The following is a 24562-nucleotide window of genomic DNA, read 5'->3' on the forward strand; positions in this document are numbered from 1 at the left end:
GCCTTCCCGGCGTGCGCCGCACCGTTATTCGAGGAAACGCAGCAGGCCGGCCAGCGCGTGCGCCACCGTCTGCCGGCGCACCGCCTGGCGGTCGCCCGCGAACACCAGGCGCTCGGTATGGGTGACGTCGCCCTTCGACCAGCCGAAGCAGACGGTGCCCACCGGCTTGCCCGGCACCGCACCGGCCGGGCCGGCGATGCCGGTGGTCGACACCGCCACGTCGGCATTGCTGTTGGCGACCGCGCCCTGCGCCATGGCGGCGGCGACTTCCTCGCTGACCGCGCCGAACTGCGCGATCATGGCGGCGGATACGTCCAGCATTTCGGTCTTGGCGGCGTTCGAATAGGTCACGAAGCCGCACTCGAACGAATTGCTCGAGCCGGGAATGTCGGTGATGGCGTGCGAAATGCCGCCGCCGGTGCAGGACTCGGCGGTGGCCAGCAGCAGGCGCCGGTTGTCGAGCAGCGTGCAGACGCGGCCGGCCAGGTCGTTGATGTCGTGCGTCACGGGTGTCTCCTCCATGGGATCTCGCCGCCACCCCGTGGCGGCGTCGAAACCATTCTAGCGCGCCTGGCCCGGCCGCCGCATTGAAAACTTAGCTGGAAGACATGGTTCGCGTGGATTTTACTGATTTGTTTTGTGCGACATTGTTTTCATCCATGCTGCTATCCTGCGCCTTGCCCCTCCGGCCGCCGGGCCCGCCCGCGCCGCCGTTTATCGACCGATGCAGGACCCACATGCCGCTCCACCGTTTCGTTCATGGCCAACCGGGGGCGGGCGCGCCGGCTGCAGTACCGCGCGCGATGCCGTGTTCTTCCGCGATCGCGCCACCATGTTCGCGCCGTCCGGCGCCGTGCTCCCCGCTCTACTGCGCGCCGCCTTCGCCGTGCGCGCCCGTGCGCGCGCAGGCGCCGGCCCGCGCCGCCGCGACGCCGGAGCGCGCCGCATGACGCGCCGCTCGATCCGTGAAAAGCTGGTGGCGATCGTCATGTCGACCACGCTGGCCGCTGTGGTGATCTCGGTCGGTACCATCATCGCCTACGACCTGCGTAGCTACCAGGGCGCGCTGCGCCACGACCTGGCCACCCAGGCCGAACTGGTCGGCCACATGACCTCGGCCGCGCTGGCCTTCGACGACCCGCGCCTGGCGCGCGAGAACCTGGCGCTGCTGCGCACCCGGCCCTCGGTGCGCGCCGCCGCGCTCTACGATGCGCATGGCCAACTATTCGCTGCCTACGTGGCGCCGGGCGAGCCCAATGTCTTTCCGGCGCACGCGCCGCACACGGACGCGCGCCAGCACGGCAAGGACGCCTACACCCGCGACGGCGACGACCTGGTGCTGGTCAAGCCGATCGCCGAGAACGGCGACACGCTGGGCACGGTCTACCTGCGCGCCGACAACCTGCTGGCCGAGCGCATGCGCGACTACATCCTGATCGGCCTCGGCGTCACTTTGCTGGCGCTGCTCACCGCGTACGCGCTGGTGCGCCGCCTCGGCCAGTCGATCATCACCCCGATCGCCGCGATCACCGACATCGCGCGCGAAGTGGTGGCGCGGCGCGACTACTCGCGCCGCGCGCCGCGCATCAGCCAGGACGAGGCGGCCGAGCTGGTCGATTCGTTCAACGCCATGCTGACCGAGATCGAGCAGCGCACGCGCGCGCTGGAGGAATCGAACCGCGAGATCGCGCGCGAAGCCCAGGAGCGCGCCCGCGCGCAGCAGGAAGTGATGCGCCTGAACGAAGGGCTGGAGCAGCGCGTGCACGAGCGCACCACGCAGCTGGAGCTGGCGAATGCCGAGCTGGAAGTGGCGGTCGGCGAGGCGCATGCCGCCAACCAGGCCAAGTCGGCCTTCCTGTCCTCGATGAGCCACGAGCTGCGCACGCCGCTCAACGCCATCCTCGGCTTCGCCCAGATCCTGGCGTCCGACGCCATGCCCACCACGCTCGAGCAGAAGAAGGAATTCTCCAGCCACATCCTGAAGTCGGGGCGTCACCTGCTCACCCTGATCAACGAGATCCTCGACCTGGCCAAGGTGGAGGCGGGCGCGCTGACGCTGTCGATGGAGCCGGTGGCACTGGCCGAGATCCTGACCGAATGCCGCGGCATGATCGCGCCGCTGGCGGCGGCGCGCGGCGTGGCCGTGCAGTTTCCGCCGGCGCCGGGCGCGGTGCTGCAGGCCGACCGCACGCGCCTGAAGCAAGTGCTGCTGAACCTGCTCTCGAATGCCGTCAAGTATAATCGCGAGGGCGGCGCGGTCACACTCGACTGTGTCGACGCCGGCCCGCAGCGCCTGCGCCTGACGGTGCGCGATACCGGCATCGGCATGCGCGGCGAACAGCTGGCCGCGCTGTTCCAGCCGTTCAACCGCCTGGGGCAGGAAAGCGGTCCGCAGGAAGGCACCGGCATCGGCCTGGTGGTGACGCGCCGCCTGGTGGAAATGATGGGCGGGACGATCGGCGTCACCAGCAGCCCGGGCGAGGGCAGCGTGTTCTGGATCGAGCTGGCCACCGCGACGCCGGCCGGGGAGGCGGGCGCCGCGCCGCAGGAACCGCAGCAGGCGCGGGAAACCGCGGCGCAGGCGCCCGGCGCGCCGCACCTGGTGCTGTACATCGAGGACAATCCCGGCAATGCGCGGCTGGTGCGCGAGATCGTCGGGTTCCGGCCCGACCTGCGCCTGGTGTGCGCGGCCGACGGCCAGGCCGGCCTGGAGATCGCGCGCGCCGAGCTGCCGGAAGTGGTGCTGACCGACTTGAACCTGCCCGGCATCAGCGGGTACGATGTACTGGCCGGATTGCGGCGCGATGCGGCCACCGCGCACATCCCGGTGGTGGCGCTGTCGGCCAACGCCATGCCGCGCGACATCGAACGCGGCCTGGCCGCCGGATTCATGCGGTACCTGACCAAGCCGATCGACATCGACAAATTCAATGAGGCCATCGACGGCGCGCTGAAGCAGAAAGGATAGCCCATGAGGACCACCGCATGATTTCGCCGTCGGACATACGCCGCGCGCGCATCCTGGTCGTCGACGACGAACCGGTCAACGTGCAGCTGCTCGAGTTCCTGCTCAAGAGCAGCGGCTACGAGCAGGTGTCCAGCACGACCGACCCGCGCGAAGTGGCCCCGCTGCACGCGCAGCACCGCTACGACCTGATCATCCTCGACCTGCAGATGCCGCACATGGACGGCTTCCAGGTGATGGAGGCGCTGAAACCGATGGAGCGCGAGTCGTGGCTGCCGGTGCTGGTGGTGACGGCCGAGCCGGACAAGAAGCTGGCGGCGCTGGAGGCGGGCGCGCGCGACTTCATCGGCAAGCCGTTCGACACGGTCGAGGTGCTCACGCGCATCCGCAACCTGCTCGAGGTGCGCCTGCTGCACCGCGAATCGCGCGAGCACGGCGCGCGCATGGAAAAAAAGGTGCAGGAGCGCACCGCCGAGCTGCAGCGCTTCCGCGGCGCCATGGACGCGACGTCCGACGCCATCTTCCTGGTCGATGCCGCCACCATGGCGATGATCGACGTCAGCGACGGCGCCTGCCGCATGCTCGGGTTTTCGCGCGACGCGCTGCTGCGCATCGACCCGGTGGCGCTGGGCCTGGCCGAGCGCGGACAGCTGGAGCGCTATGCCGGCCAGGGCGTGGCCGGGCACGAACACGAGCACGGTCCCGGGTTCGAGCACGGTCAAGACTTCGAGCACGGTAAAGAGTTCGAGCACGATATCGCCGAGACCGAGATGATGTGCGGCGACGGCCAGGGCACGGTGCCGGTGGAGATCAGCTGGCAGCGCCAGCCCGGCATGCACATGCTGATCGCAGTGGCGCGCGACATCACCGAACGGCTGCAGGCGGCCCAGCGCCTGAAGGACGTGTCCAACTACGACAGCCTGACCGGCCTGCCGAACCGCACGCTGTTCTTCCAGACCCTGCGCGACGCCATCGAGCTGGCGCAGGACAAGAACTGGCGCATCGGGGTGCTGTTCATCACGCTCGACCGTTTTAAAGTGGTCAACGATTCGCTCGGGCCGTCGCTGGGCGACGAACTGCTGCGCCAGTTCAGCACGCGCCTGGTGCGCTGCGTGCGCCTGCGCGACCGGGTCGGCCGGCTCGGCGGCGACGAGTTCGCGCTGATCCTGATCATGTCCCGCGAGCAGCAGGAAGGCGAGGCGGTGGCGCTGGCCAACGAGGTGCGCGAAGCGCTGCGCACGCCGTTCGACCTGTACGGCAAGCAGGCGCTGCTGACTGCCAGCATCGGCATCGCCATGTATCCGGACGACGCGGTCGACCCCGGTACGCTGGTGAAGTATGCCGACGTGGCGATGGTGCGCGCCAAGGAGGCCGGGCGCGACGGCTACCGCTTCTTCACCGCCGGCATGAACGTGCAGGTGCTGGCGCGCCTCGACCTGGAACTGGCGCTGCGCTCGGCCCTGGACGAACGGCAGTTCGAGCTGCACTACCAGCCCAAGATGGACCTGAACACCGGCCGCATCGGCGGCGTGGAAGCGCTGCTGCGCTGGCGCCGTCCCGCCTTCGGCCTGGTCTACCCGGCCGAATTCGTGCCGCTGATGGAAGACACCGGCATGGTGGTGCGGGTCGGTTCCTGGATCATCGACGAGGCCTGCCGCCAGATCGCGGCCTGGAGCGCGGACGGGGTGCGCGACCTGCGCGTGGCGGTCAACGTCTCCAGCCGCCAGTTCGCCGAGGGCGACCTGGAAGGCGACATCCGCGCCGCGCTGGCGCGCCACGGCGTCGACCCGGGCCTGCTGGAACTGGAGCTGACCGAAAGCGCGCTGATGTCGAACTTCGAGCACACCATCGAGGTGCTGGAAAGCCTGAAGGCACTCGGCATCCGCATCGCCATCGACGACTTCGGCACCGGCTACTCCAGCCTGGCCTACCTGAAGCGCTTCCCGATCGACAAGCTCAAGATCGACATCGCCTTCGTGCGCGACATCACCACCAACCCGGACGACGCGGCCATCGCGCTGGCCATCATCAGCATGGCGCACAGCCTGCACATGCAGGTGATCGCCGAAGGCGTGGAATCGCGCGCCCAGATGGCGCTGCTGCGGCGCCACCGCTGCGACGAGGTGCAGGGTTTCCATATCGCGCGCGCGCTGCCGGCCGACGAATTGATGCGGCTGGTGCTGGAAAACCGCAGCCAGCCGAGCCGGCCGGCCACGGACGAGCGCAACCTGCAGACCTTGCTGGTCGTGGACGACGACGTCAACGTGCTGGCGGCGCTGTACCGCCTGTTCCGGCGCGACAACTACCGGGTGCTGACGGCGGCGTCGACCGCGGAAGGATTCGAGCTGCTGGCGCTGCACCCGGTGCAGGTGATCCTGTGCGACCAGCGCATGCCGGTGATGAACGGCACCGAATTCCTGAGCAAGGTGAAGGAGATGTATCCGGACACGATCCGCATCATCCTGTCCGGCTACACCGGCGTCGAGACCGTGCTGGATTCGATCAACCGCGGCGCCATCTACCGTTTCTATACGAAACCGTGGAACGACACCGAGCTGCGCGACAACGTGCGCCTGGCGTTCCGCGAGTACTGGCTGACGCACGGGCCGTACGACGACCGCAAGGCGCCGCGCGACGAAGAGGCCGCGTAAATACGTGGATGGTGGACCCTACGCGAAATGGTCCCACCCGCGCAGGCCGAGGTCGAGCGGCGCGCCGTCCGCATCTACCAGCGCCAGCCCCGGCTGCGCCGCGATGCGCCCGACCCGCGTCACCGGCGTAGCGCACGCCGCGCCGGCCGCCAGGACGGCATCGCGGCCGGCGACCGGCGCGGTGAAGCACAATTCGTAATCGTCGCCGCCGGCCGCCGTGAAGCGCCGCCGCAGCGCGCGCGGCTGGCGCGCCAGCGCCGGGCCGGCCGGCAGGGCGTCGACGTCGAGCACGGCGCCGACCCGCGACGCCGCCAGGATATGCCCGAGGTCGCCCACCAGCCCGTCCGAGATGTCGAGCGCCGCGCGCGCCAGCGCGCCTTCGGCCAGCAGCCGTCCCAGCGCCACGCGCGGCGTGGGCGCATGCAGGCGCCGCGCCGCCAGCGCGCCGTGGGCGGCGTCGAGCGCGGCGCGGTCGATCCCGGCTTCGTCGCGGCAAGCGGCCAGCGCCAGGCGCGCATCGCCCAGCGTGCCGGAAATCCAGATGTCGTCGCCGGGACGGGCGCCGTCGCGCCGCAGCGCGCGGCCGGGCGCGACTTCGCCGAAGATGGTGATGCAGACGTTCAGCGGTCCCCTGGTGGTGTCGCCGCCCACCAGTTCGCAGCCGTGTTCGTCGGCCAGCGCGAACAGCCCGCGCGAAAAACCGTCCAGCCAGGCCGGATCGGCGCCCGGCAGCGCCAGCGCCAGCGTGAAGCCGAGTGGCGCCGCGCCCATCGCCGCCAGGTCGGACAGGTTCACCGCCAGCGATTTATGCCCGAGCAGGAACGGATCGGCGCCGGCGAAGAAATGGCGGTCCTCGACCAGCATGTCGGACGATACCGCCAGCAGTTTGCCGGGCGTGGGAGCGAGCAGGGCGCAGTCGTCACCGATGCCGAGGACGGTGCGGCTGCCGGGAGCGGCGGGACGGTCACGCTTGAAATAGCGTTTGATGAGGTCGAATTCGGAGAGCATGCCGCGATTGTAAGCCGGACGGATGCCGCACCGGCAAGCGGATGCCTTCCCCGGCTCAGGATGCCTGGCCGGCGTTGCCCAGCGCTGCGCGCGCGGCCGCACGCGCCGGCGCATGGTCGAAGCGCCATTTCATCACCAGCACCGATGCCGCCAGTACCAGCGTGCAGGCATTGTTGATGGCCACCGGCCAGGCGTGGATGATCAGGCCGTAGCACAGCCACAGGAATACGCCGAAACAGAACGCCAGGTACATGCCGAGCGATATGCCTTGCGCCGAGCGCTGGCGCCACACCATGATTACCTGGGGAATGAAGGCGGCGGTGGTGCACAGGCCCGCCAGGTAGCCCATCAGTTCGATGACATGTTGCATGTGCAACCCCCTTTTCATGACTTGCTGTTGGACATGCGCCGGATGCGGTGCTTTTGCAATACGGCGCCAGGGAAAGGTTATAATAAATCACACCGGTTGATTTAATCAAGCGTGTTCCGGTCGATCGTGCGTGCAACACGCAGCGATCCGTCCCCAACGACGATCAAAGCGAGCCCATGTCCCTGTTTCCTGCGCCATCCGACGCCACCCCGAATGCCCTGTCCGGTTCCAACCAGGTCGGCGTACGCGAATTCAACGAGCGCATCCTGCTGCACGCCATCCGCGTGCATGGCAGCCTGCCCAAGGCCGAACTGGCGCGCCTGACCCGCCTGAGCACGCAGGCGGTGTCGGTGATCGTCGAACGCTTGCTGGAAGAGGGCATGGTGCAGCGCCTGGCGGCGCGCCGCGGCGCGGTCGGCCAGCCGTCGCGTCCGATCGCGCTGCGGCCGGATGCGGCGTATGCGCTCGGCGTGGCGATCGGCCGGCGCCGGCTGGACGTGCTGCTGCTCGACTTCGGCGGGGCGCCGCGCTGGCGTGGCGGCGTCGACTATGCGAGCCCGCGGGTGGAAGCGGTGTTCGCGGCCATCGGCGCGCAGCTGGGCCGGGTGCACGCCTTCCTGGGCGAAGCGGACGCGCGCCGCATCGCCGGCGTCGGCCTGGCGGCGCCGCTGTCGTTCGGCGGCTGGCGCGAGCAGCTGCAGATGGCGGCGCAGGATGCGGATGCCTGGGCGCGCACCGACCTGCGCCAGCGCCTGCAGGACATGACGCCGCTGCCGGTGAGCTTCGCCAAGGACACCGCCGCCGCCGGCATGGCCGAACTGGCGACGGGACGCGGACGCGGCCTGCGCACTTACCTGTACGTGTTCGTCGACACCCTGGTCGGCGGCAGCCTGGTGATCGACGGCCAGCCGCACGGCGGCCTGCACGGCAATGCCGGCGCGCTGGCGTCGCTGCCGCTGGGGCTGCACGGCGCGTCCGGCGGACCCGGCCTGGGCGCCGGGGCGGACGGCAGGGTCGGCCAGTTGCTGGAAGCGGCTTCGCTGCTGGCGCTGGAAGGCATGCTGCTCGATGCCGGCCTGGCCGCGTTCGACTGCATGGACGAGCGCCTGCCGGGCGGCCCGGCGGCCGAGGTGGTGCGGCGCTGGATCGCGCGCGCCGCCGACGCGCTCGCGTACGCGGCCTGCAGCGCGGCCTGCCTGCTCGACCTGGAGGGCGTGGTGGTGGACGGGGCGCTCGGGCGCACGCTGCTGCACGAGCTGCTGCAGGCCACGCAGGCGGCGCTGGAGCGCTACGGCTGGCAGGGCGTGGCGCGTCCGCGCCTGCACGCCGGCGAAGCCGGCGCCGACGCCAAGGCGACCGGCGCCGCCTGGCTGCCCCTGCACGCCCACTTCGCCCCCGCGCACGGCCTGTTCCTGAAAGCGGCCGTGCCGGGCGCGCGGGCCGTCGGTAAAAATACGTAGGGGGTGCGGCGAACCACTCTGCTAGAATCGTAAGCCCCCAGTGAGACAGGAAGGCAGCACAGCATGGATTCGTCAACCGATAAAAAAGAAGAACTCCGCCAGCAACTGCGTGCCGCGGCACTCGAATACCACCAGTTTCCCAGCCCCGGCAAGATCGCCGTCACCCCGACCAAGTCCGTGCTCAACCAGCGCGACCTGGCGCTGGCCTACTCTCCCGGCGTCGCCGCGCCCTGCGAGGAAATCGTCAAGGACCCGTCCACCGCGTACAAATACACGGCGCGCGGCAACCTGGTGGCGGTGATCTCGAACGGCACCGCGGTACTCGGCCTGGGCAATATCGGCCCGCTGGCGTCCAAGCCGGTCATGGAAGGCAAGGGCGTGCTGTTCAAGAAGTTCGCCGGTATCGACGTGTTCGACATCGAGATCAACGAGACCGATCCGGACAAGCTGATCGAGGTGATCGCCGCGCTCGAGCCGACCTTCGGCGGCGTCAACCTGGAAGACATCAAGGCGCCCGAGTGCTTCTACATCGAGCGCAAGCTGCGCGAGCGCATGAAGATCCCGGTCTTCCACGACGACCAGCACGGCACCGCGATCATCGTCGGCGCCGCCATCCTGAACGGCCTGAAGGTGGTCGGCAAGGACCTCAAGGCGTGCAAGCTGGTGGTGTCGGGCGCCGGCGCGGCCGCGCTGGCCTGCCTCGACCTGATCGTCGACCTCGGCTTCCCGATCGAGAACATCTACGTCACCGACCTGGCCGGCGTGGTCTACCAGGGCCGCACCGAGCTGATGGACCCGGACAAGGAACGCTTCGCCCAGGACACGCCGCACCGCTCGCTGCGCGAGGTGATCCCCGGCGCCGACATCTTCCTCGGCCTGTCCGCCGGCGGCGTGCTCAAGCCCGAGATGGTGGCCGACATGGCGCCGAATCCGCTGATCCTGGCGCTGGCCAACCCGAATCCGGAAATCCTGCCGGAAGATGCGAAAGCGGTGCGCAGCGACGCCATCATCGCCACCGGCCGTTCGGACTATCCGAACCAGGTCAACAACGTGCTGTGCTTCCCCTACATGTTCCGCGGCGCGCTCGACTGCGGCGCCACCACCATCACGCGCGAGATGGAAATCGCGGTGGTGCACGCGATCGCCGACCTGGCGCACGCCGAGCAATCCGACATCGTGGCCTCGGCCTACGGCATCTCGAACCTGTCGTTCGGGCCGGAATACCTGATCCCGATGCCGTTCGACCCGCGCCTGCTGACCCACATCGCGCCGGCGGTGGCCAAGGCCGCCATGATCGGGGGCGTGGCGACCCGGCCGATCGCCGACCTGGCCGCCTACGCCGAGAGCCTGCAGCAGTTCGTGTACCGCAGCGGCAGCTTCATGAAGCCGCTGTTCCAAGTGGCCAAGGACACGCCGCCCGAACTCAAGCGCATCGTCTACGCCGAGGGCGAGGAAGAACGCGTACTGCGCGCGGTGCAGGTGGTGGTCGACGAAAAGCTGGCGCGCCCGATCCTTGTCGGCCGGCCGGCCGTGCTGCAGCAGCGCATCGAGAAGTTCGGCCTGCGCCTGAAACTGGGCGAGCACTTCGACGTGATCAACCCGGACTTCGACGAGCGCTACCGCGACTACTGGCAGAGCTACCACCAGATGGTGATGCGCAAGGGCATCACCGTCGACCTGGCCAAGCTGGCCATGCGCCGCCGCCATACCCTGATCGGCGCGATGATGATCCACAAGGGCGACGCCGACGGCATGATCTGCGGCACCTACGGCACCACGCAGGTGCACCTGGAATACATCGACCAGGTGCTGGGCAAGCGCGCCGGCAGCAACGTGTACGCGGCGATGAACTTCGTCATCACCCAGGAACGCCAGCTGGCGATGGTCGACACCCACGTCAACGAAAACCCGAGCGCGGAGCAGCTGGCCGAGATCACCATCATGGCGGCCGAGGAGCTGGAACGCTTCGGCATCACCCCGCGCGCGGCACTGCTGTCGCACTCCAACTTCGGCACCTCGAACAGCGAGTCGGCCCGCAAGATGCGCGCCGCGCTGGCCCTGGTGCAGCAAAAGGCGCCGGAGCTGGAAGTCGACGGCGAGATGCACGGCGACGCCGCGCTCGATTCGAAGATCCGCAACAAGCTGATGCCGCAGTCGACGCTGAAGGGCGACGCCAACCTGCTGGTGATGCCGAACATCGAGTCGGCCAACATCGCCTACAACCTGCTCAAGACCGCCGCCGGCAACGGCATCGCGGTGGGTCCGGTGCTGCTCGGCTGCGCGCGTCCGGTGCACATCCTGACGCCGTCGGCGACGGTGCGCCGCATCGTCAACATGACCGCGTTGTGCGTGGTGGACGCCGTGTCCGCGCGTTGAGCGCCGGTCTGCCCGCACCATGACGCCGCCGCGGGCGCGGTGTGCCCGGCCTCCTTGGGGTACGGGTGCGCCGTGCCCGCGGCGTTTTTCACCTCGGATGATTGTCTGCAAACGCAGGAAGTTCCAGACAATTCGTGAAACTGTAAGATAGCTTGAGGCACTCGTAACAAGACGTAATCACACGCTGACGAATCCGCTTTTCAAGCCATAATGCAAAATCAACCGTTGCATATTTTGAACGCTTTCTTTTGTGCAAAGACGGGATTGCCGGCTCTGCTACAATGCCGGGTTGTCGGAAATTTATCTGGTCCGAACCTGTCCCGTTTGCCCTGCGGCCCTCGCGGAGGTTCCTGGAACCCATCCCTGCCGGGAGAGGTTCCTCAAGACCAATACTGGAATCACCAAGAACATGCACACAACAAAAAAAGCCCTGATCACCGGGATTACCGGCCAGGATGGCGCCTACCTGGCGCAACTGCTCCTGGAAAAAGGGTATCACGTGACCGGCACCTTCCGCCGGTCCAGTTCGGTCAACTTCTGGCGCATCGAGGAACTCGGCATCCAGAACCACCCGAACCTGGCGCTGGTCGAATACGACCTGACCGACTTGTCCTCAAGCATCCGCCTGATCGAGAGCAGCCGTCCGGACGAAGTCTACAACCTGGCGGCGCAAAGCTTCGTCGGCGTTTCCTTCGAGCAGCCGGTGACCACCGCCACCATCACCGGCATCGGCGCGGTCAACCTGCTCGAGGCGATCCGCATCGTGCATCCGAAGGCGCGCTTCTACCAGGCTTCGACGTCCGAAATGTTCGGCAAGGTGCAGGCCGTGCCGCAAGTCGAAAGCACCCCGTTCTACCCGCGCAGCCCATACGGCGTGGCCAAGCTGTACGCGCACTGGATGACCGTCAACTACCGCGAATCCTACGGCATCTTCGGCTCCTCGGGCATCCTGTTCAACCACGAGTCGCCGCTGCGCGGCCGCGAGTTCGTCACCCGCAAGATCACCGACTCGGTCGCCAAGATCGTGCTCAACAAGCTCGACGTGCTCGAACTGGGCAACCTGGACGCCAAGCGCGACTGGGGCTATGCGCGCGAATACGTGGAAGGCATGTGGCGCATCCTGCAGGCGCGCGACCCGGATACCTTCGTGCTGGCTACCAACCGTACCGAAACCGTGCGCGACTTCGTCGGCATGGCATTCAAGGCGGCCGGCATCGACGTCGAATGGAGCGGCCAGGGCGAAGGCGAAACCGGCCGCTGCGCGCGCAGCGGCAAGCTGCTGGTGCGCGTATCGCCCAAGTTCTACCGTCCGGCCGAGGTCGACCTCCTGATCGGCGACGCTTCCAAGGCGCAGCGCGAACTGGGCTGGAAGGCCGGCACCACGCTCGAGCAACTGTGCCAGATGATGGTCGAGGCCGACCTGCGCCGCAACGAACTGGGCTTTTCCTTCTGACATGGCGCGCCCGACGGAGGACCGCGCCGGCCACGATGCAGTGCGCGCAGACACGATGCGCGAAGGCGAGGGCAGGCGCGCGCTGATCACCGGCCTGCGCGGCTTCACCGGCGTCTACATGGCGCGCGAACTCGAAGCCGCCGGCTACGAGGTGCTCGGCACCGTGATGCCGGGCGACGCGACCGGGCCCGGCGTGTTCGCCGTCGACCTGTGCGACCGCGCGGTGGTGGCCGCCATGGTCGAGCAGGCGCGCCCGGACGTGGTCGTGCACCTGGCCGGCATCGCCTTCGTCGGCCATGCCGACGCCGAACAGTTCTATCGCGTGAACGTGGCCGGCACCCGCAACCTGCTGGAAGCGCTGGCGGCGTGTGCGCACAAGCCGTCCTGCGTGCTGCTGGCCTCGTCCGCCAACATCTACGGCAATGCCCGCGTGGCGCTGATCGACGAGGACGTGGCGCCGATGCCGGCCAACGACTACGCCGTCAGCAAGCTGGCCATGGAATACATGGCGCGCCTGTGGATGGACCGCCTGCCGATCGTGATCGCGCGGCCGTTCAACTATACCGGCGTCGGCCAGGGCGAACAGTTCCTGCTGCCGAAGATCGTGGCGCATTTCCGCCAGGGCGCGCGCCGCATCGAGCTGGGCAACCTGGCGATCGCACGCGATTTTTCCGACGTGCGCACCGTCGCGCGCAGCTACCGCCGCCTGCTGGCGGCGGCCCCGGCCGGCGGCACCTTCAATATCTGTTCCGGCCAGTCGCATGCGCTGCAGAGCGTGATCGACATGATGAGCGACATCGCCGGTTATCGTATCGAGGTGCACGTGAACCCGGCCTTCGTGCGCGCCAACGAGGTGCAGACCCTGGCCGGCAGCAACGCCAGGCTGGCCGCGGCCACCGGCCCGGTCGAGCCGGTGCCGCTGGTCGAGACGCTGCGCTGGATGTACCGCGCGTGACCGGAGTACGCGTCGGCCTGGGAACGAACATGATCGAACCGGGCTTCACGGGCGGCAGGCTGGACGGCATCGGCGTGTACACGCGCGCCCTGCTGCGCCACCTGCCGGACGCCGGTTGCAGCGTAGCGCCGTTTTCCTGGCCGCGCCTGCGCGGCAAGGCACGGCCGACGGTCGGACGTGCCTTGCCGGCCTCGTTCGAGCTGGCTTCGGCAGCCGATTTGATCCTGCCCGGGCGCCGCATGCACATGCCGGCCGACGTCTTCCACGTCACCGACTACCGCGTGGTACGCATGGATTGCCCGGTCGTGGCCAGCCTGCACGATGCGCTGCCGATCAAGCACCCGGAGTGGTGCAACCCGCGCCTGCGCGGCATGAAGAACTGGCTGCAGAAAAAGGCCGCGCAAAAGGCCGACCGCGTGATCGCGCTGTCGCATTATGCGGTCGACGAACTGGTCGAATGCTTCGGGGTCGACGAACGCCGCGTCAGCGTGGTGCCGTGCGGCGTCGACGACGAATGGCTCGATCCGCCCGACGCCTTCGACGTGGCGGCGACGCTGGCCGCGCATGGTTTACGGCCGGGCTATTTCCTGTTCGTCGGGACGCTGCAGCCGCGCAAGAACGTCGGCCGCGTGCTGGATGCCTACCTGGCGCTGCCGGCCGCGGTGCGCGCCGAGCGCCAGCTGGTCATCGTCGGCAATGCCGGCGCGCGCTCGGAAGAACTGCTGCGCCGCATCGCCGCCGCGGTGCAGGACGGCGCCGCCGTGGTCTGGCTGAACCGCCTGACCGACGACGGCCAGTTGCGCCACGTGTATGCCTGCGCCGGCGTGTTCGTGTTCGCCTCGCTGTACGAAGGCTTCGGCATTCCGGTGGTGGAAGCCTTCGCTTCCGGGGTGCCGGTGGTGGCGTCGAACACGACCTCGCTGCCGGAGGTGAGCGCCGGCGCCGCGCTCGAGGTCGATCCGCTCGACGCCGGGGCGATTGGCGCCGCCATGCTGGCGCTGGCGCGCGAGCCGGCGCTGCGGGCGCGCTGTATCGCGGCCGGGCGCACGCGCGCCGCCCAGCTGACCTGGAAGGCCACGGCGCGGCAGACTGCCGCCGTGTACCGTTCCCTACTTTGACAGCCAAGCCATGCGTGTCATACATTTCTGCAAGACGTATTTTCCCGATTCGGTCGGCGGCATCGAGCAGGTGATCCGCCAGATGTGCGTCGGCACCGGGCGCCTGGGCGTGACCAACCAGGTCCTGTCGCTGTCGCGCGCGGCCGACCTGGCGCCCTTCGAATTCGAGGGGCACACCGTGCACCGCGTCCCGCTCGACTTCGAACTGGCCTCGAACGCGGTCTCGGTGCGGGCCATCGGCGCGCTGGCACGCATGGCGGCGCAGGCCGACGTGGTGCATTACCACTTCCCGTGGCCGTTCACCGACGTCGCGCATTTCCTGGCGCGCATCGACAAGCCGACCGTGGTCACGTACCACTCCGACATCGTGCGCCAGCAGGCGCTGCTGAAGCTGTACCAGCCGCTGATGCACCGCTTCCTCGGCAGCGTGGACGCGATCGTGGCCACCTCGCCCAACTACCTGGCGTCGTCGGCGGTGCTGGACCGTTACCGTGACAAGACCCGCGTGATCGCCTTCGGCCTGGACCGCAGCACCTATCCGGAACCGGACCCGGCGCGCCTGGCCCACTGGCGCGCCCGGGTCGGCCCGAAGTTCTTCCTGTTCGTCGGCGTGCTGCGCTACTACAAGGGCCTGCACATCCTGCTGGACGCGGTGCAGGGCACCGATTACCCGGTGGTGATCGTCGGCGCCGGCCCGATCGAGCAGGAACTCAAGGCCCACGCCGCGCGCCTCGGCCTCGAGAACGTGATGTTCATGGGCGCGCTGGACGAACCGGACAAGGTGGCACTGCTGGAGCTGTGCTACGCGGTCGCGTTCCCGTCGCACCTGCGCTCGGAAGCCTTCGGCATCTCGCTGCTGGAAGGCGCGATGTTCGGCAAGCCGATGATCTCGAGCGAGATCGGCACCGGCACCACCTACATCAACGTGCACGGCGAAAGCGGGCTGGTGGTGCCGCCGTCCGACCCCGAGGCGCTGCGCGCGGCCATGCGCACGCTGTGGGACGATCCGGACATGGCGCGCCGGATGGGGCAGCGTGCCGAGGCGCGCTACTGGCAGCTGTTCACCTCGGCGCAGATGGCGGACGAGTACGCGGCCTTGTACCGCGAACTGGTGGCGCGCAGGGCGCCGGCCAGGATCGCGGCCGTTCCGGCGCGCTGAACCGGCACCCTCCCCGCGTTCACCCGGCCACGGGCATATGCATATCGTCGTCCCCGCGCAGGCGGGGACCCATGCTCGGCAACGGAATCCGGTACGTCAAAAGGAACCCGAATGCTTCGACAATACGAACTTCGGACACGCAGCACGGGGTAAACAATGCCAGTGGCAGCCTTTACCCCGTGCTGGCACGGCGGTGATCATGCCGCCGCTTTCTCCGCTTCCGCCGGCTGCTCCGCCCAGCGCTGGCGGATCGCGCGGATCGCCGGCAGCTGGGTGACGAACAAGTCGACCAGCGCCGGATCGAAGTGCTTTTCCTTCTGCTTGACCATGAACTCGACCGCTTCTTCCTCGGTCCACGCCTTTTTGTAGGGCCGCACGGAGGTCAGCGCATCGAACACGTCGGCGATCGCGCAGATCCGTCCGACCAGCGGGATCGCCTGTCCCGCCAGGCCGTTCGGATAGCCGCTGCCGTCCCACTTCTCGTGGTGCGAGATGGCGATGTCGCGCGCCAGCGCCAGCATGCCGCCGTCGTGGCGGCCGATGATCTCGGCGCCGATCGACGCGTGGCTCTGCATGATCTTCCACTCGTCCGGATCGAGCGGGCCGGGCTTTTGCAGGATGCGGTCGGGGATGCCGATCTTGCCGACGTCGTGCATCGGCGCCGCGTGCAACAGATCGTCGGCCTGCGCCTCGGTCATGCCGGCGGCCAGGCCCAGGATGCGCGCGAAGTGGCTCATGCGGATCACGTGCAGGCCGGTCTCGTTGTCCTTGTACTCGGCGGCCAGGCCGAGGCGCTGCACGATCTCCAGGCGCGAGGCGCGCAGCTCTTCCATGCGCACCAGCGACAGGTGGGTGCGCACGCGCGCGCGCACGATGGGCGGGCTGATCGGCTTGGTGATGTAGTCGACCGCGCCGGCCTCGAAGCCTTCCAGCTCGTCCTCGATGTCGCCCAGCGCGGACACGAAGATGATCGGGATGCCGGCCGTCTTCGGATCGGCCTTGAGCGCGGCGCACACCTCGTAGCCGCTCATGCCCGGCATCATCACGTCGAGCAGGATCAGGTTGGGGCGCTCCTCGTGCGCCAGTTCGAGCGCGCGCGGGCCGTCCTTGGCGAAGCGCAGGCGGTAGTGGTCCTGCAGGATCTGGCGCAGCAGCTGCAGGTTGCTGGCTTCGTCGTCGACGGCCAGGATGAGGGGTTGGTGGATGTTCGTCATGCAGTCATTTCCTGTTCATGGGCATCGATGGCGCCCAGCACGGTGTCGAGCTGTTGCAGGGCCATGTCGAATTCGAAGTTGGACAGCGCCGCGTGCACCTGCGCCACCCTGGCGGCCAGCGCGTGGCCGCCCAGGGCGTCGGTGAGTTCGGCCAGCGGGACGTCGCCCAGCGCGCCGCGGCGCAGCGCCTCGCGCAGCGTTTCGCCGGCGCGCCGCGCACGGGCGAGGTCGGGCGCGGGTTCGGGCGCCGGGTTGGCGGACCGGTCGGGCGCCGCCGCGCTGCCGTCCGCTGGCGCGGCTGCGGCCGTCGCGCGCAGCGGTGCCGGGACCGCGTCGCGCAGCGCGCCCAGCGCCTTGGCCAGCTGCGGGCACAGCGCCTGCAGGCCGGCGTACAGGCGGGCGTCGGCGCCCGGATACAGCTTGCCGCTGTCGGCGTCGATCATGCCTTCCAGCGCGGCCAGCTCGTCGGCCAGCAATTCCAGGCCGAGGTTGGCGGCCACGCCGCGCGCCTTGTGAGACAACATGTACAAAGAGCGGTAGTCGGCGCGCGTGGCGTGCGTGGCCAGCGCCTGCGCCAGGCCCGCGTGCTGGCCGCGGAACTGCGCCAGCGCCTGCAGGTAGGCCGCTTCGTTGCCGCTCCAGCGCTGCAGGCCGGCATGGCGGTTGAGCACCTGCCGCACCCGCGCCGGCAGGGCAGGAGCGGTCGTCATGCCGTGCGCCAGGCCGAGCACGCGCGCGATCTCGTGCGACAGCTGGTACCAGTCGACCGGCTTGGAGGCGAAACCGTCCATGCCGGCATCGACGCTGGCGCGGCGGTGCTCGTCCAGCACGCTGGCGGTCATGGCGATCACCGGCACGCGCGGCCGGCCGGCGCCGGCGGCCTGTGCGCGGATCAGGCGGGTGGCGCTCAAGCCGTCGATCAGCGGCATGTGGAAATCCATCAGCACCAGGTCGAAATCCCCGCGCCCGGCCAGCTCGACCACCTGCGCGCCGTCGCCGGCGACGGTGACGGTGTGGCCGCGGCGCGTGAGCAGCAGCTGCAGCAGTTCCAGGTTCTGCGCCACGTCGTCGGCCGCCAGCACGCGCAGCGGCGGCAAAACGGCGGCGGTGCGCACGCGTGCCTGCTGCGGCGCATGGCGCGCCGGCACCAGCGGCAACAGCACGTGGAAGGTGGTGCCTTGCCCCGGCACGCTCTCGGCGTGGATACTGCCCTTCATCAGTTCCACCAGCTGCTTGCAGATGGTGGTGCCCAGCCCGGTGCCGCCGAAGCGGCGCGTCATCGAGGCGTCGGCCTGGGTGAACGGCTCGAAGATCGCCTGCAGGCGTTCGGGCGCGATGCCGATGCCGGTGTCGCGCACGGCGAAGTGCAGCTGGCCGTCCTGCAACCCGGCGCTCAGGGTCACGCTGCCCTCGGCGGTGAACTTGACGGCGTTGTCCAGCAGGTTGGTCAGCACCTGGCGCAGGCGCAGCTCGTCGCCGCGCAGCGCGGTCGGCAGCGCCGGATCGTAGTGGACGTCGAGCTGCAAACCCTTGGCATGGGCGTTGGCCGACAGCGTCGAGGTCAGCTCGTCGATCAGCGACAGCAGGTTGTAGTCGTTCTGTTCCAGTTCGACCGCGCCTTTTTCCAGCTTGGCGGTGTCGAGGATCTCGTTCAGCAGGCGCAGCAGCGAGCGGCCGGCGCGGCGCACGGTGTCCAGGTGGCGGCGCTGGTCGTCGCTCAGTTCGCCGTCCAGCAGCACGTCGGTGAAGCCGAGGATGGAATTCATCGGCGTGCGGATCTCGTGGCTCATGTTGGCCACGAAGCTGGCGCGCGCGCTGGCCGCCTGCTCGGCCTTTTCCTTGGCTTCGCGCAGCGCCTCTTCCATCTGGCGCCGCTCGGTGATGTCGAGCACCACGCCGTCCATCCAGCGCAGTTCCCCATTGTCGTCGCGCACGCCGGTGCCGTTTTCCCACAGCCAGCGGGTGCTGCCGTCGGCATGCTGCAGCCGGTACTCGACCAGGTAGGGGCGGTCGTCGCGCAGCGCCTCGGCGTAGGCCGTTTCGGTGCGGGCGCGGTCGGCGACATGGATCAGGTTGTCGAAGCGGCGCAGCGGCCGGTCGCCCATGAAGTCGGCGCTCGGATAGCCGGTGACGCGCTCGACGGCGTCGCTGATGAAGGCCAGCTTGTGATCCTCTTCCACCAGGCAGCGGTAGGAAATGCCGGGGATGTTGCCGATCAGCGAGCGGAACTGGCGCTCACTGGCGCGCAGTTGCTGTTCCATCGTGCGCCGCTCGCTGATGTCGGTGATGAAGCATACGAACAGGTCCTTCCCGCCCAGGCGCGCATGGCCGACAGCGCGCCGGATCGGCACGATGCTGCCGTCCTTGTGGCGTCCGGTGACGTCGGCGCTCCTGGCGCAATGGGTGATCTCGCCGGTCTTCAGCGAACGCAGCAGGCCGCCCTGCTCGGAGGCTTCCTCGTCGCCGATCAGCATGCGGATATTCTTGCCGACGATCTCGGCGCGGGTCCAGCCGTAGATGCGCTCGGCCGAGGCGTTGAATTCGTGGATGCTGCCGTCCTGGTCGATGGTGATCACGCCGTCGACGGTGGTGGTGAGCAGGGCGCGCATCCAGGCCTCGTTGCGCGACAGCTCGCGGAACAGCTGGCGGTAGCGCAGCAGGCCGTTCGCAGCCAACACTACGCCGGTGAAGATGACGGTGATCAGGCTGATCGTCACCGCCAGGAAGGTGCTGCCGATGGTCAGGTGCGTGCTCGGCGCCGCATGGCCGACGAAGCGCGCCGCCGCCATGCCGGTGTAGTGCATGCCGGCGATGGCGCAGCCCATCACGATCGAGGCCAGCAGCAGGCGCCGTCCTTCGCTCAGCCGGTGCGACAGGCTGGACAGGCCGAAGCGCACCCACAGCGCGATCGTCGCCAGCACCACCGCCACCACGATCGACAGGCCGAACATCAGCGGGTCGTAGCGCAGGCCCAGGCCCATGCGCATGCCGGCCATGCCGGCGTAGTGCATGGCGCCGATGCCGGCGCCGACCAGGGTGCCGCCGATGACCAGGTCGCGCGCACCGAGGCGCTCGCGCGCGATCATCGACAGCGCCACCAGCGAGGCGCCGATGCTGGGCAGCGCCGAGATGATGGTCGTGATCGGATCGTAGTCGACCTCCGTGCACAGGTCGAAGGCCAGCATGCCGATGAAGTGCATCGCCCACACGCCCGCGCCCAGCGCCAGGCTGCCGGTGCCCAGCACGATCCAGCGCTGCGAACGGTTGGCCGCGGCCTGGCCGGCGACCTGCAGCGCCATCCAGGAGGCGAAGATCGCCACCAGCACCGACAGCGCGACCAGCTGCGGCGAATAGGTGCCGTAGCTGAGCAGGGAGGCGTCCGCGGGCACGGTGAACAGGTCGAATAAGGGCATGTGAATTGACGAAACTGCCGAAACAAGTAAATTAGAAACGTCAGTATCGCATTTTTCCATGAGGAAAGTATTCTGCGGCCGCTGAAATGTCTTCCGGGGCGGCGCCGGCCGGGAAAATGTGGCGTGCATGCCACCGCCGGCGGCGGCAGCGTGGAAATGGGCCGAGCCGGCGCGTGCGCATACGCGCTGGTTGCATGGCGCAGACCGTCGGCCTGCGGCATGGCGATGCATACTGTAAAGCCCAGGCCATGTGTAATATGATTCACTTCTTTTTTCGCTTTTCACGCCGCAGCCATGCCGACACACCTGATCCCGACCAACGAGTTTTCCGTGAGCTCCTACCGCATGCTGTCGCTGCGCGACACGGTGCTGCAGTCCTGGGAAAACCACGTGCGCACCAGGCTGGCGAGCGCGCAGAAGCTGAGCCAGCCGGTGCTGATCGACACCATGCCGGTGCTGTACGAGCGCCTGTGCTCGGCGCTGACCCCGGCCTACTTCACGCGCGACGGGCTGGACGTGGCCAGCATCGGCGCCGAGCACGGCGTCGAGCGCGCCAACCTGTCCGACTACGACGCGGAAGCGATCCTGGCCGAATTCCAGATGTTCCGCAGCGTGCTGTTCGACGTGCTCGACGCCCACGACGTGACCTTGACCGCGCCCGAGCGGCGCGCGCTGCACCTGACCATCGACGCCGCCGTGCGCGAGAGCGTGCGCGCCTTCGTCGCCGCCACCAATTCGCTGCGCGAACGCGTCGCCGGCGCGCTGGCGCACGACCTGCGCCAGCCGGCTTCGAACATGGTGCTGGGCGCCAACCTGATCCTGCGCGCCGACCCGGCGCCGGACATCGCCCGCTGGGCCGAACGCATCGTCAGGAACGGCGAGCGCATGTCGGGCATGCTCGAGGAATTGCTGGACGCGCTGGCGATCCAGGCGGGCGAGCGCCTGTCGCTGCAACTGGCGCAGTTCGACATGCTGGAACTGGCGCGCAGCGTTACCGAGCGCGCGCGCGATTACCAGGGCGCCGACGTGCGCCTGGAAGGCAAGCGCGTCACCGGCTGGTGGAGCCAGGCGGCCTTCGAGCGCGCGCTGGAAAACCTGCTCAACAATGCCCAGAAATACGGCGAACCCGGCAAGCCGATCGACGTCAGCGTGGCCGACAGCAAGGGCCGCATGATCCTGTCGGTGCGCAACCAGGGCAGGCCGATCCCGGCCGGCGAACTGGATGCGATCTTCCAGCAGTTCGTGCGCTCCAGCGATGCCGGCGTCTCGAGCACCGGCAGCTGGGGGCTGGGATTGCCGTACGTGCGCAGCGTGGCGCAGGGGCACGGGGGGAGCGCGGTGGTGTACAGCGATGCCAACGAGGGGACGGTGTTCGTGATGGATGTGCCGGTGGATGCAAGGCCGTTTCAGCAGGGGGAGTTGCCGAACGTCGGACAGCCGCAGGCTTGAGGGTAGCGTTTCATTTTGTGAGGAGAATCGTATGCAGGATGCCGTATCGCATGACAGCGCCGGTGGCGGCGCAGACGCCGGAGCAATGGCTGGTTCGACCCGCTTCCTGGGCGTTTCTCCATCGATTCCCGCGCGCGATGTGGAAGAGGCGATTGCTTTCTACCGCGACGCGCTCGGGTTCGGATTGCGTTACCGGGATGCGGAACCGGCCGGGTTCGCGATCGTGGGGTGCGAGGGGGCGGAATTGCACCTGTTTGCCAGCCAGGACCGGCATCTGGCCGAGTGGACCAGCCTGCGGATCGGGGTGGCGGGGATCGATGCCTTGCATGCGCGCTGCGTGGCGGCCGGGTGCGTGCATCCGAACGGGCAGCTCGGTGAACGGCCGTGGGGGACGCGCGAGTTTTCGATCGTCGATCCGTCGGGGGTGTGTATTGCGTTGGTGCAGCGCTAGCGCTGAGTTTTCTTGGCGTGCTCATCTGTGGGACGGGTACGTCCACGGATGGCCGACCGTTGCTTCCAAGTGAGGCAGGAGTGGCGTTGCACGCGCTATTGAAGCGCCGGCCGGAAGACAACGTCGAACCGTTGCGCCAACTCGGCCAAGCGCCTGTCCAGTGACCACAAACGCGATCCTGGCGTGAGCAGTGTCGACGCCAATAACGCCAGGTCGACCACACCACAGCCGAGACCATACAGCTTTTCGCGCTCGATCAAACCGCGTACCTCATCCAGTGTTGCCTGACGTGCTTGCGGCAAGGTCGAGATATCGGTCAAGGTACGGGACCGTGGTGCCGGCGGCGTGCTGCAAGCGAGTTCGGTCACGATCAGAGGATGGGATAGGGCCAGGTCCAGCGTCAGCAGGCTGACCAGGTTCTCATTGCGATTGCGGAAGTGGTCTACCCACACCGATGTATCGACCAGCACGCCTTTCATTCCACTGGCTCGCTGGACCGGCGCGGGACGTTCGCCATATTGGGTGACGCTCCGCCGAGGCTGGCAAGACGCCGAGCTGCTTGAACGCGCACGAAGGTTTTGATTGCCTCACGAAACAGGTCGGCCTTGTCCATGTCTGGATCCGCCATTTCCAGCGCCTTTTCGTACAAGGCATCGTCGATCGTCACGGTGGTGCGCATCTTTCGCTCTCAGCATCAAATATGAAGACATTTTGCATCAGATGGAGCATCTTCACAAGCGATCTCCAAGCAATCGCTGTATTTATTTTCTTGAGGAAAGATTTTTACAACTGACTCAACATGGGCCTAGGGTGCAGGTTTTGTCTCGGGGTTGGGCGTTTCGAATTACGGTGTACGTCAATGGGGCGCAGGACTTGGGCATTTCAGATCCATGACACTTGGCCTTCGGTACCCGTGAACGATGTATGGATACAAAAATGCGGGGTGGTAATGGACGAGGTCAAACGTCGGCGCACAAAAAAACCGCGTTCCCAGAGCAAGATACGCGGTTTCTTGGACAATGCTGGACTACTCTGGATGAGTAGGTGGTGCTCCGGCCGGAATCGAAAAGTAGGCTGGAACCCGCATAGATGCTAGCGTTCGCCATTTCCTCCTGCAGAGATACCGCCAAAACTACCGTCAAATCTTCGCGTAGCCACCCGCTCTCACACAATCTCACCGAGACTCATCCCAGCGCGACGGCCAGAGTTTACCATGTTGGTTCGTGCGGTTAACGTTCCATCTTATGATCGGTCCAGTCTGCCGTCGCCGCTATCTGACATCCTTGGGAGGAGGATATGTCCGCGAGTTCCACGTCAGTCCACGATGCTACAGTGGCGCTTCGCGACGCTGCAAATGCGGCCGTTGCCCTTGGCCGCGTCGCGAGCACGTTTAACGAGGTTTTGAAGTGTGTTGCCGACCTGGAGGCTCGCGTAGAGGCGCTTGAGCGTGCGATCGTCCTTCTTGGGACCGAAGAGGCCCCAGTTGGCCGGGGAGGGGCGGGTTTGCATGCGATAATGGGCGCAGACACGCGCAGCCACGTCGACACAAACACGGCGGCGGGGCTGCTTGGCCGGACGCCCCAAACCTTGCGGAAATGGGCGTGTTATGAAGATGGGCCGCTGCGTCCAGTCCGAGTCAATGGTCGACTTGCGTGGCCAGTTGCCGATATCCGCCGCCTGCTAAACCAAGGTTGAAGATTTTAGGCTTGTGATTTCTGTTGTCATGCGTTCGATTGTTTAGGCCAGCCTTGTGCTCAACCGCAATCTGTGCCACGCCAAGTACACGCGATGTGCATCGGTGAGCCAGCGGAGCGCCATGCCAGGATGTAGCCCCAATCGAATCCGGATTTCAGCCGTCAAAATTGGCGAGATCAAAAGTCTACCGTCGTCGTCAAAGCTGATCAGAAACCGGTCAAACAGAGCATCCAGATTAGCCACCAACAAGAAGCCATTAAACACGTCCAGTCGCTCCGCATCGCTGGCGCACTCCGCCCATGGTTTGGCATGACTGGCACGAAGCACTTCAGGGAATGCCACGGCAGTCACCGCGCAGGCACCGCCCCAGTAATCAAGCATGGCATCCCGAAATTTCTGCTGCCCTATTCGCTGTCGAACCAGGCGCTCCACCTCTGTTCCACCGAGGTCCGCAGGCAATTGAGCCAACTGGTTGGCGACCGTCGCCTCATAGTCGTTGACGACTTGGCTAGGCAGGGCACGCGCCAAACCAGCAGCGCGGCGAAGCAAGGTTGCTAAGCCCGCTACCGTGTTGGCAGAAAAGCCATTGATTTGGCTCTGCTGGGGAAATGAACGGCTCATCTCGGGTAGCAGGGCAGGCATTTCAGTCTGCAAGCGCAGCAGGTAAGCGCCTGCGGGCTGGGCGACTACCTGCGCACTTGCAGTGTGCTTTGCCGAAGCCAGCAGTACGCCGCCGGGCTCGCTGGCGACTACATGCTCGAAGCCATGATCGTGGCCTGCCTTTTCAATCAATGAGCGTTGCAGCAGGTTCATCGTTGGGTATTG

At 67.5% G+C, this 24562-nt stretch carries 19 protein-coding genes; 10 read left to right on the forward strand and 9 right to left on the reverse strand.

The features are described 5' to 3' along the window. Positions 1-24: 24 nt before the first annotated feature. Positions 25-507, reverse strand: coding sequence for a CinA family protein (locus tag HH212_RS10870; RefSeq protein ID WP_229217665.1), 483 nt, complete (start codon positions 505-507; stop codon positions 25-27). A 301-nt stretch (positions 508-808) separates the two neighbouring features. On the opposite strand from HH212_RS10870, the gene HH212_RS10875 reads away from it, so the two are divergent. Further along, positions 809-2968 carry a sensor histidine kinase, YfiR-like protein-associated gene (locus HH212_RS10875; protein ID WP_229217666.1) on the forward strand — a complete coding sequence of 720 codons (2160 nt, stop codon included), beginning with the start codon at positions 809-811 and terminating at the stop codon, positions 2966-2968. A 17-nt stretch (positions 2969-2985) separates the two neighbouring features. Beyond that, a complete protein-coding gene (locus tag HH212_RS10880) occupies positions 2986-5616 on the forward strand; it encodes an EAL domain-containing protein (RefSeq protein ID WP_170202492.1) in 2631 nt (876 codons plus the stop codon). Positions 5617-5634: 18 nt separating this feature from the next. Here HH212_RS10880 and thiL read toward each other — a convergent pair whose 3' ends face one another. Both thiL and HH212_RS10890 read right to left on the reverse strand, forming a co-directional pair. Then, positions 5635-6624, reverse strand: coding sequence for a thiamine-phosphate kinase (gene thiL / locus HH212_RS10885; RefSeq protein WP_170202493.1), 990 nt, complete (start codon positions 6622-6624; stop codon positions 5635-5637). Positions 6625-6679: 55 nt separating this feature from the next. Next, positions 6680-6994 (reverse strand): SemiSWEET transporter, encoded by a 315-nt coding sequence (locus tag HH212_RS10890; RefSeq protein WP_170202494.1) that lies wholly within the window; start codon positions 6992-6994, stop codon positions 6680-6682. Positions 6995-7170: 176 nt separating this feature from the next. Here HH212_RS10890 and HH212_RS10895 point away from each other — a divergent pair, with 176 nt between their 5' ends. The 6 genes from HH212_RS10895 (at position 7171) to HH212_RS10920 (ending at position 15515) form a co-directional block, all read left to right on the forward strand. Next, positions 7171-8454 carry an ROK family transcriptional regulator gene (locus HH212_RS10895; RefSeq protein WP_170202495.1) on the forward strand — a complete coding sequence of 428 codons (1284 nt, stop codon included), beginning with the start codon at positions 7171-7173 and terminating at the stop codon, positions 8452-8454. Between the two features lie 63 nt (positions 8455-8517). After that, complete coding sequence (locus HH212_RS10900) at positions 8518-10830, forward strand: NADP-dependent malic enzyme (protein WP_170202496.1); 2313 nt, start codon at positions 8518-8520, stop codon at positions 10828-10830. Positions 10831-11239: 409 nt separating this feature from the next. Beyond that, positions 11240-12283, forward strand: coding sequence for a GDP-mannose 4,6-dehydratase (gmd, locus tag HH212_RS10905; RefSeq protein WP_170202497.1), 1044 nt, complete (start codon positions 11240-11242; stop codon positions 12281-12283). A gap of 55 nt (positions 12284-12338) precedes the next feature. Next, positions 12339-13238: a GDP-mannose 4,6-dehydratase gene (locus HH212_RS10910; protein WP_170205383.1), complete on the forward strand. Its 900-nt coding sequence runs from the start codon at positions 12339-12341 to the stop codon at positions 13236-13238. Next, positions 13235-14356 (forward strand): glycosyltransferase family 4 protein, encoded by a 1122-nt coding sequence (locus HH212_RS10915; RefSeq protein WP_308633260.1) that lies wholly within the window; start codon positions 13235-13237, stop codon positions 14354-14356. Before HH212_RS10910 ends, HH212_RS10915 begins: the two co-directional genes overlap by 4 nt. A 10-nt stretch (positions 14357-14366) precedes the next feature. Then, positions 14367-15515, forward strand: coding sequence for a glycosyltransferase family 4 protein (locus HH212_RS10920; RefSeq protein WP_170202498.1), 1149 nt, complete (start codon positions 14367-14369; stop codon positions 15513-15515). Between the two features lie 197 nt (positions 15516-15712). Here HH212_RS10920 and HH212_RS10925 read toward each other — a convergent pair whose 3' ends face one another. Together HH212_RS10925 and HH212_RS10930 are read right to left on the reverse strand one after the other, a co-directional pair. After that, positions 15713-16729: a response regulator gene (locus HH212_RS10925; protein WP_170202499.1), complete on the reverse strand. Its 1017-nt coding sequence runs from the start codon at positions 16727-16729 to the stop codon at positions 15713-15715. Further along, complete coding sequence (locus tag HH212_RS10930; RefSeq protein WP_170202500.1) at positions 16726-20142, reverse strand: MHYT domain-containing protein; 3417 nt, start codon at positions 20140-20142, stop codon at positions 16726-16728. Before HH212_RS10930 ends, HH212_RS10925 begins: the two co-directional genes overlap by 4 nt. 294 nt (positions 20143-20436) lie before the next feature. Between HH212_RS10930 and HH212_RS10935 the strand changes: the two genes are divergently transcribed. Then, positions 20437-21591: a sensor histidine kinase gene (locus tag HH212_RS10935; protein WP_170202501.1), complete on the forward strand. Its 1155-nt coding sequence runs from the start codon at positions 20437-20439 to the stop codon at positions 21589-21591. Positions 21592-21622: 31 nt separating this feature from the next. Continuing rightward, the gene (locus tag HH212_RS10940) at positions 21623-22042 is read left to right on the forward strand and encodes a bleomycin resistance protein (RefSeq protein ID WP_170202502.1); all 420 of its coding nucleotides are present in this window, start codon (positions 21623-21625) and stop codon (positions 22040-22042) included. A 95-nt stretch (positions 22043-22137) separates the two neighbouring features. Here the strand turns inward: HH212_RS10940 and HH212_RS10945 are convergent, their stop codons facing one another. From HH212_RS10945 to HH212_RS10960, 4 genes are all read right to left on the reverse strand, one after another. Then, positions 22138-22521 (reverse strand): PIN domain-containing protein, encoded by a 384-nt coding sequence (locus HH212_RS10945; RefSeq protein WP_170202503.1) that lies wholly within the window; start codon positions 22519-22521, stop codon positions 22138-22140. Continuing rightward, positions 22518-22721, reverse strand: coding sequence for a type II toxin-antitoxin system VapB family antitoxin (locus tag HH212_RS10950; protein ID WP_170202504.1), 204 nt, complete (start codon positions 22719-22721; stop codon positions 22518-22520). The genes HH212_RS10945 and HH212_RS10950 overlap by 4 nt, the downstream gene beginning before the upstream one ends. Before the next feature lie 635 nt (positions 22722-23356). Beyond that, entirely contained in the window at positions 23357-23551 is a 195-nt protein-coding gene (locus HH212_RS10955) for a hypothetical protein (protein WP_170202505.1), read from the reverse strand. 228 nt (positions 23552-23779) lie between these two features. Then, on the reverse strand, positions 23780-24550 hold the full coding sequence (locus tag HH212_RS10960; RefSeq protein ID WP_170202506.1) for an HNH endonuclease: 771 nt from the start codon (positions 24548-24550) through the stop codon (positions 23780-23782). Positions 24551-24562: the final 12 nt, after the last annotated feature.

It is taken from the genome of Massilia forsythiae (genome assembly GCF_012849555.1).
GTDB classification, from domain to species: Bacteria; Pseudomonadota; Gammaproteobacteria; order Burkholderiales; family Burkholderiaceae_D; genus Telluria; species Telluria forsythiae.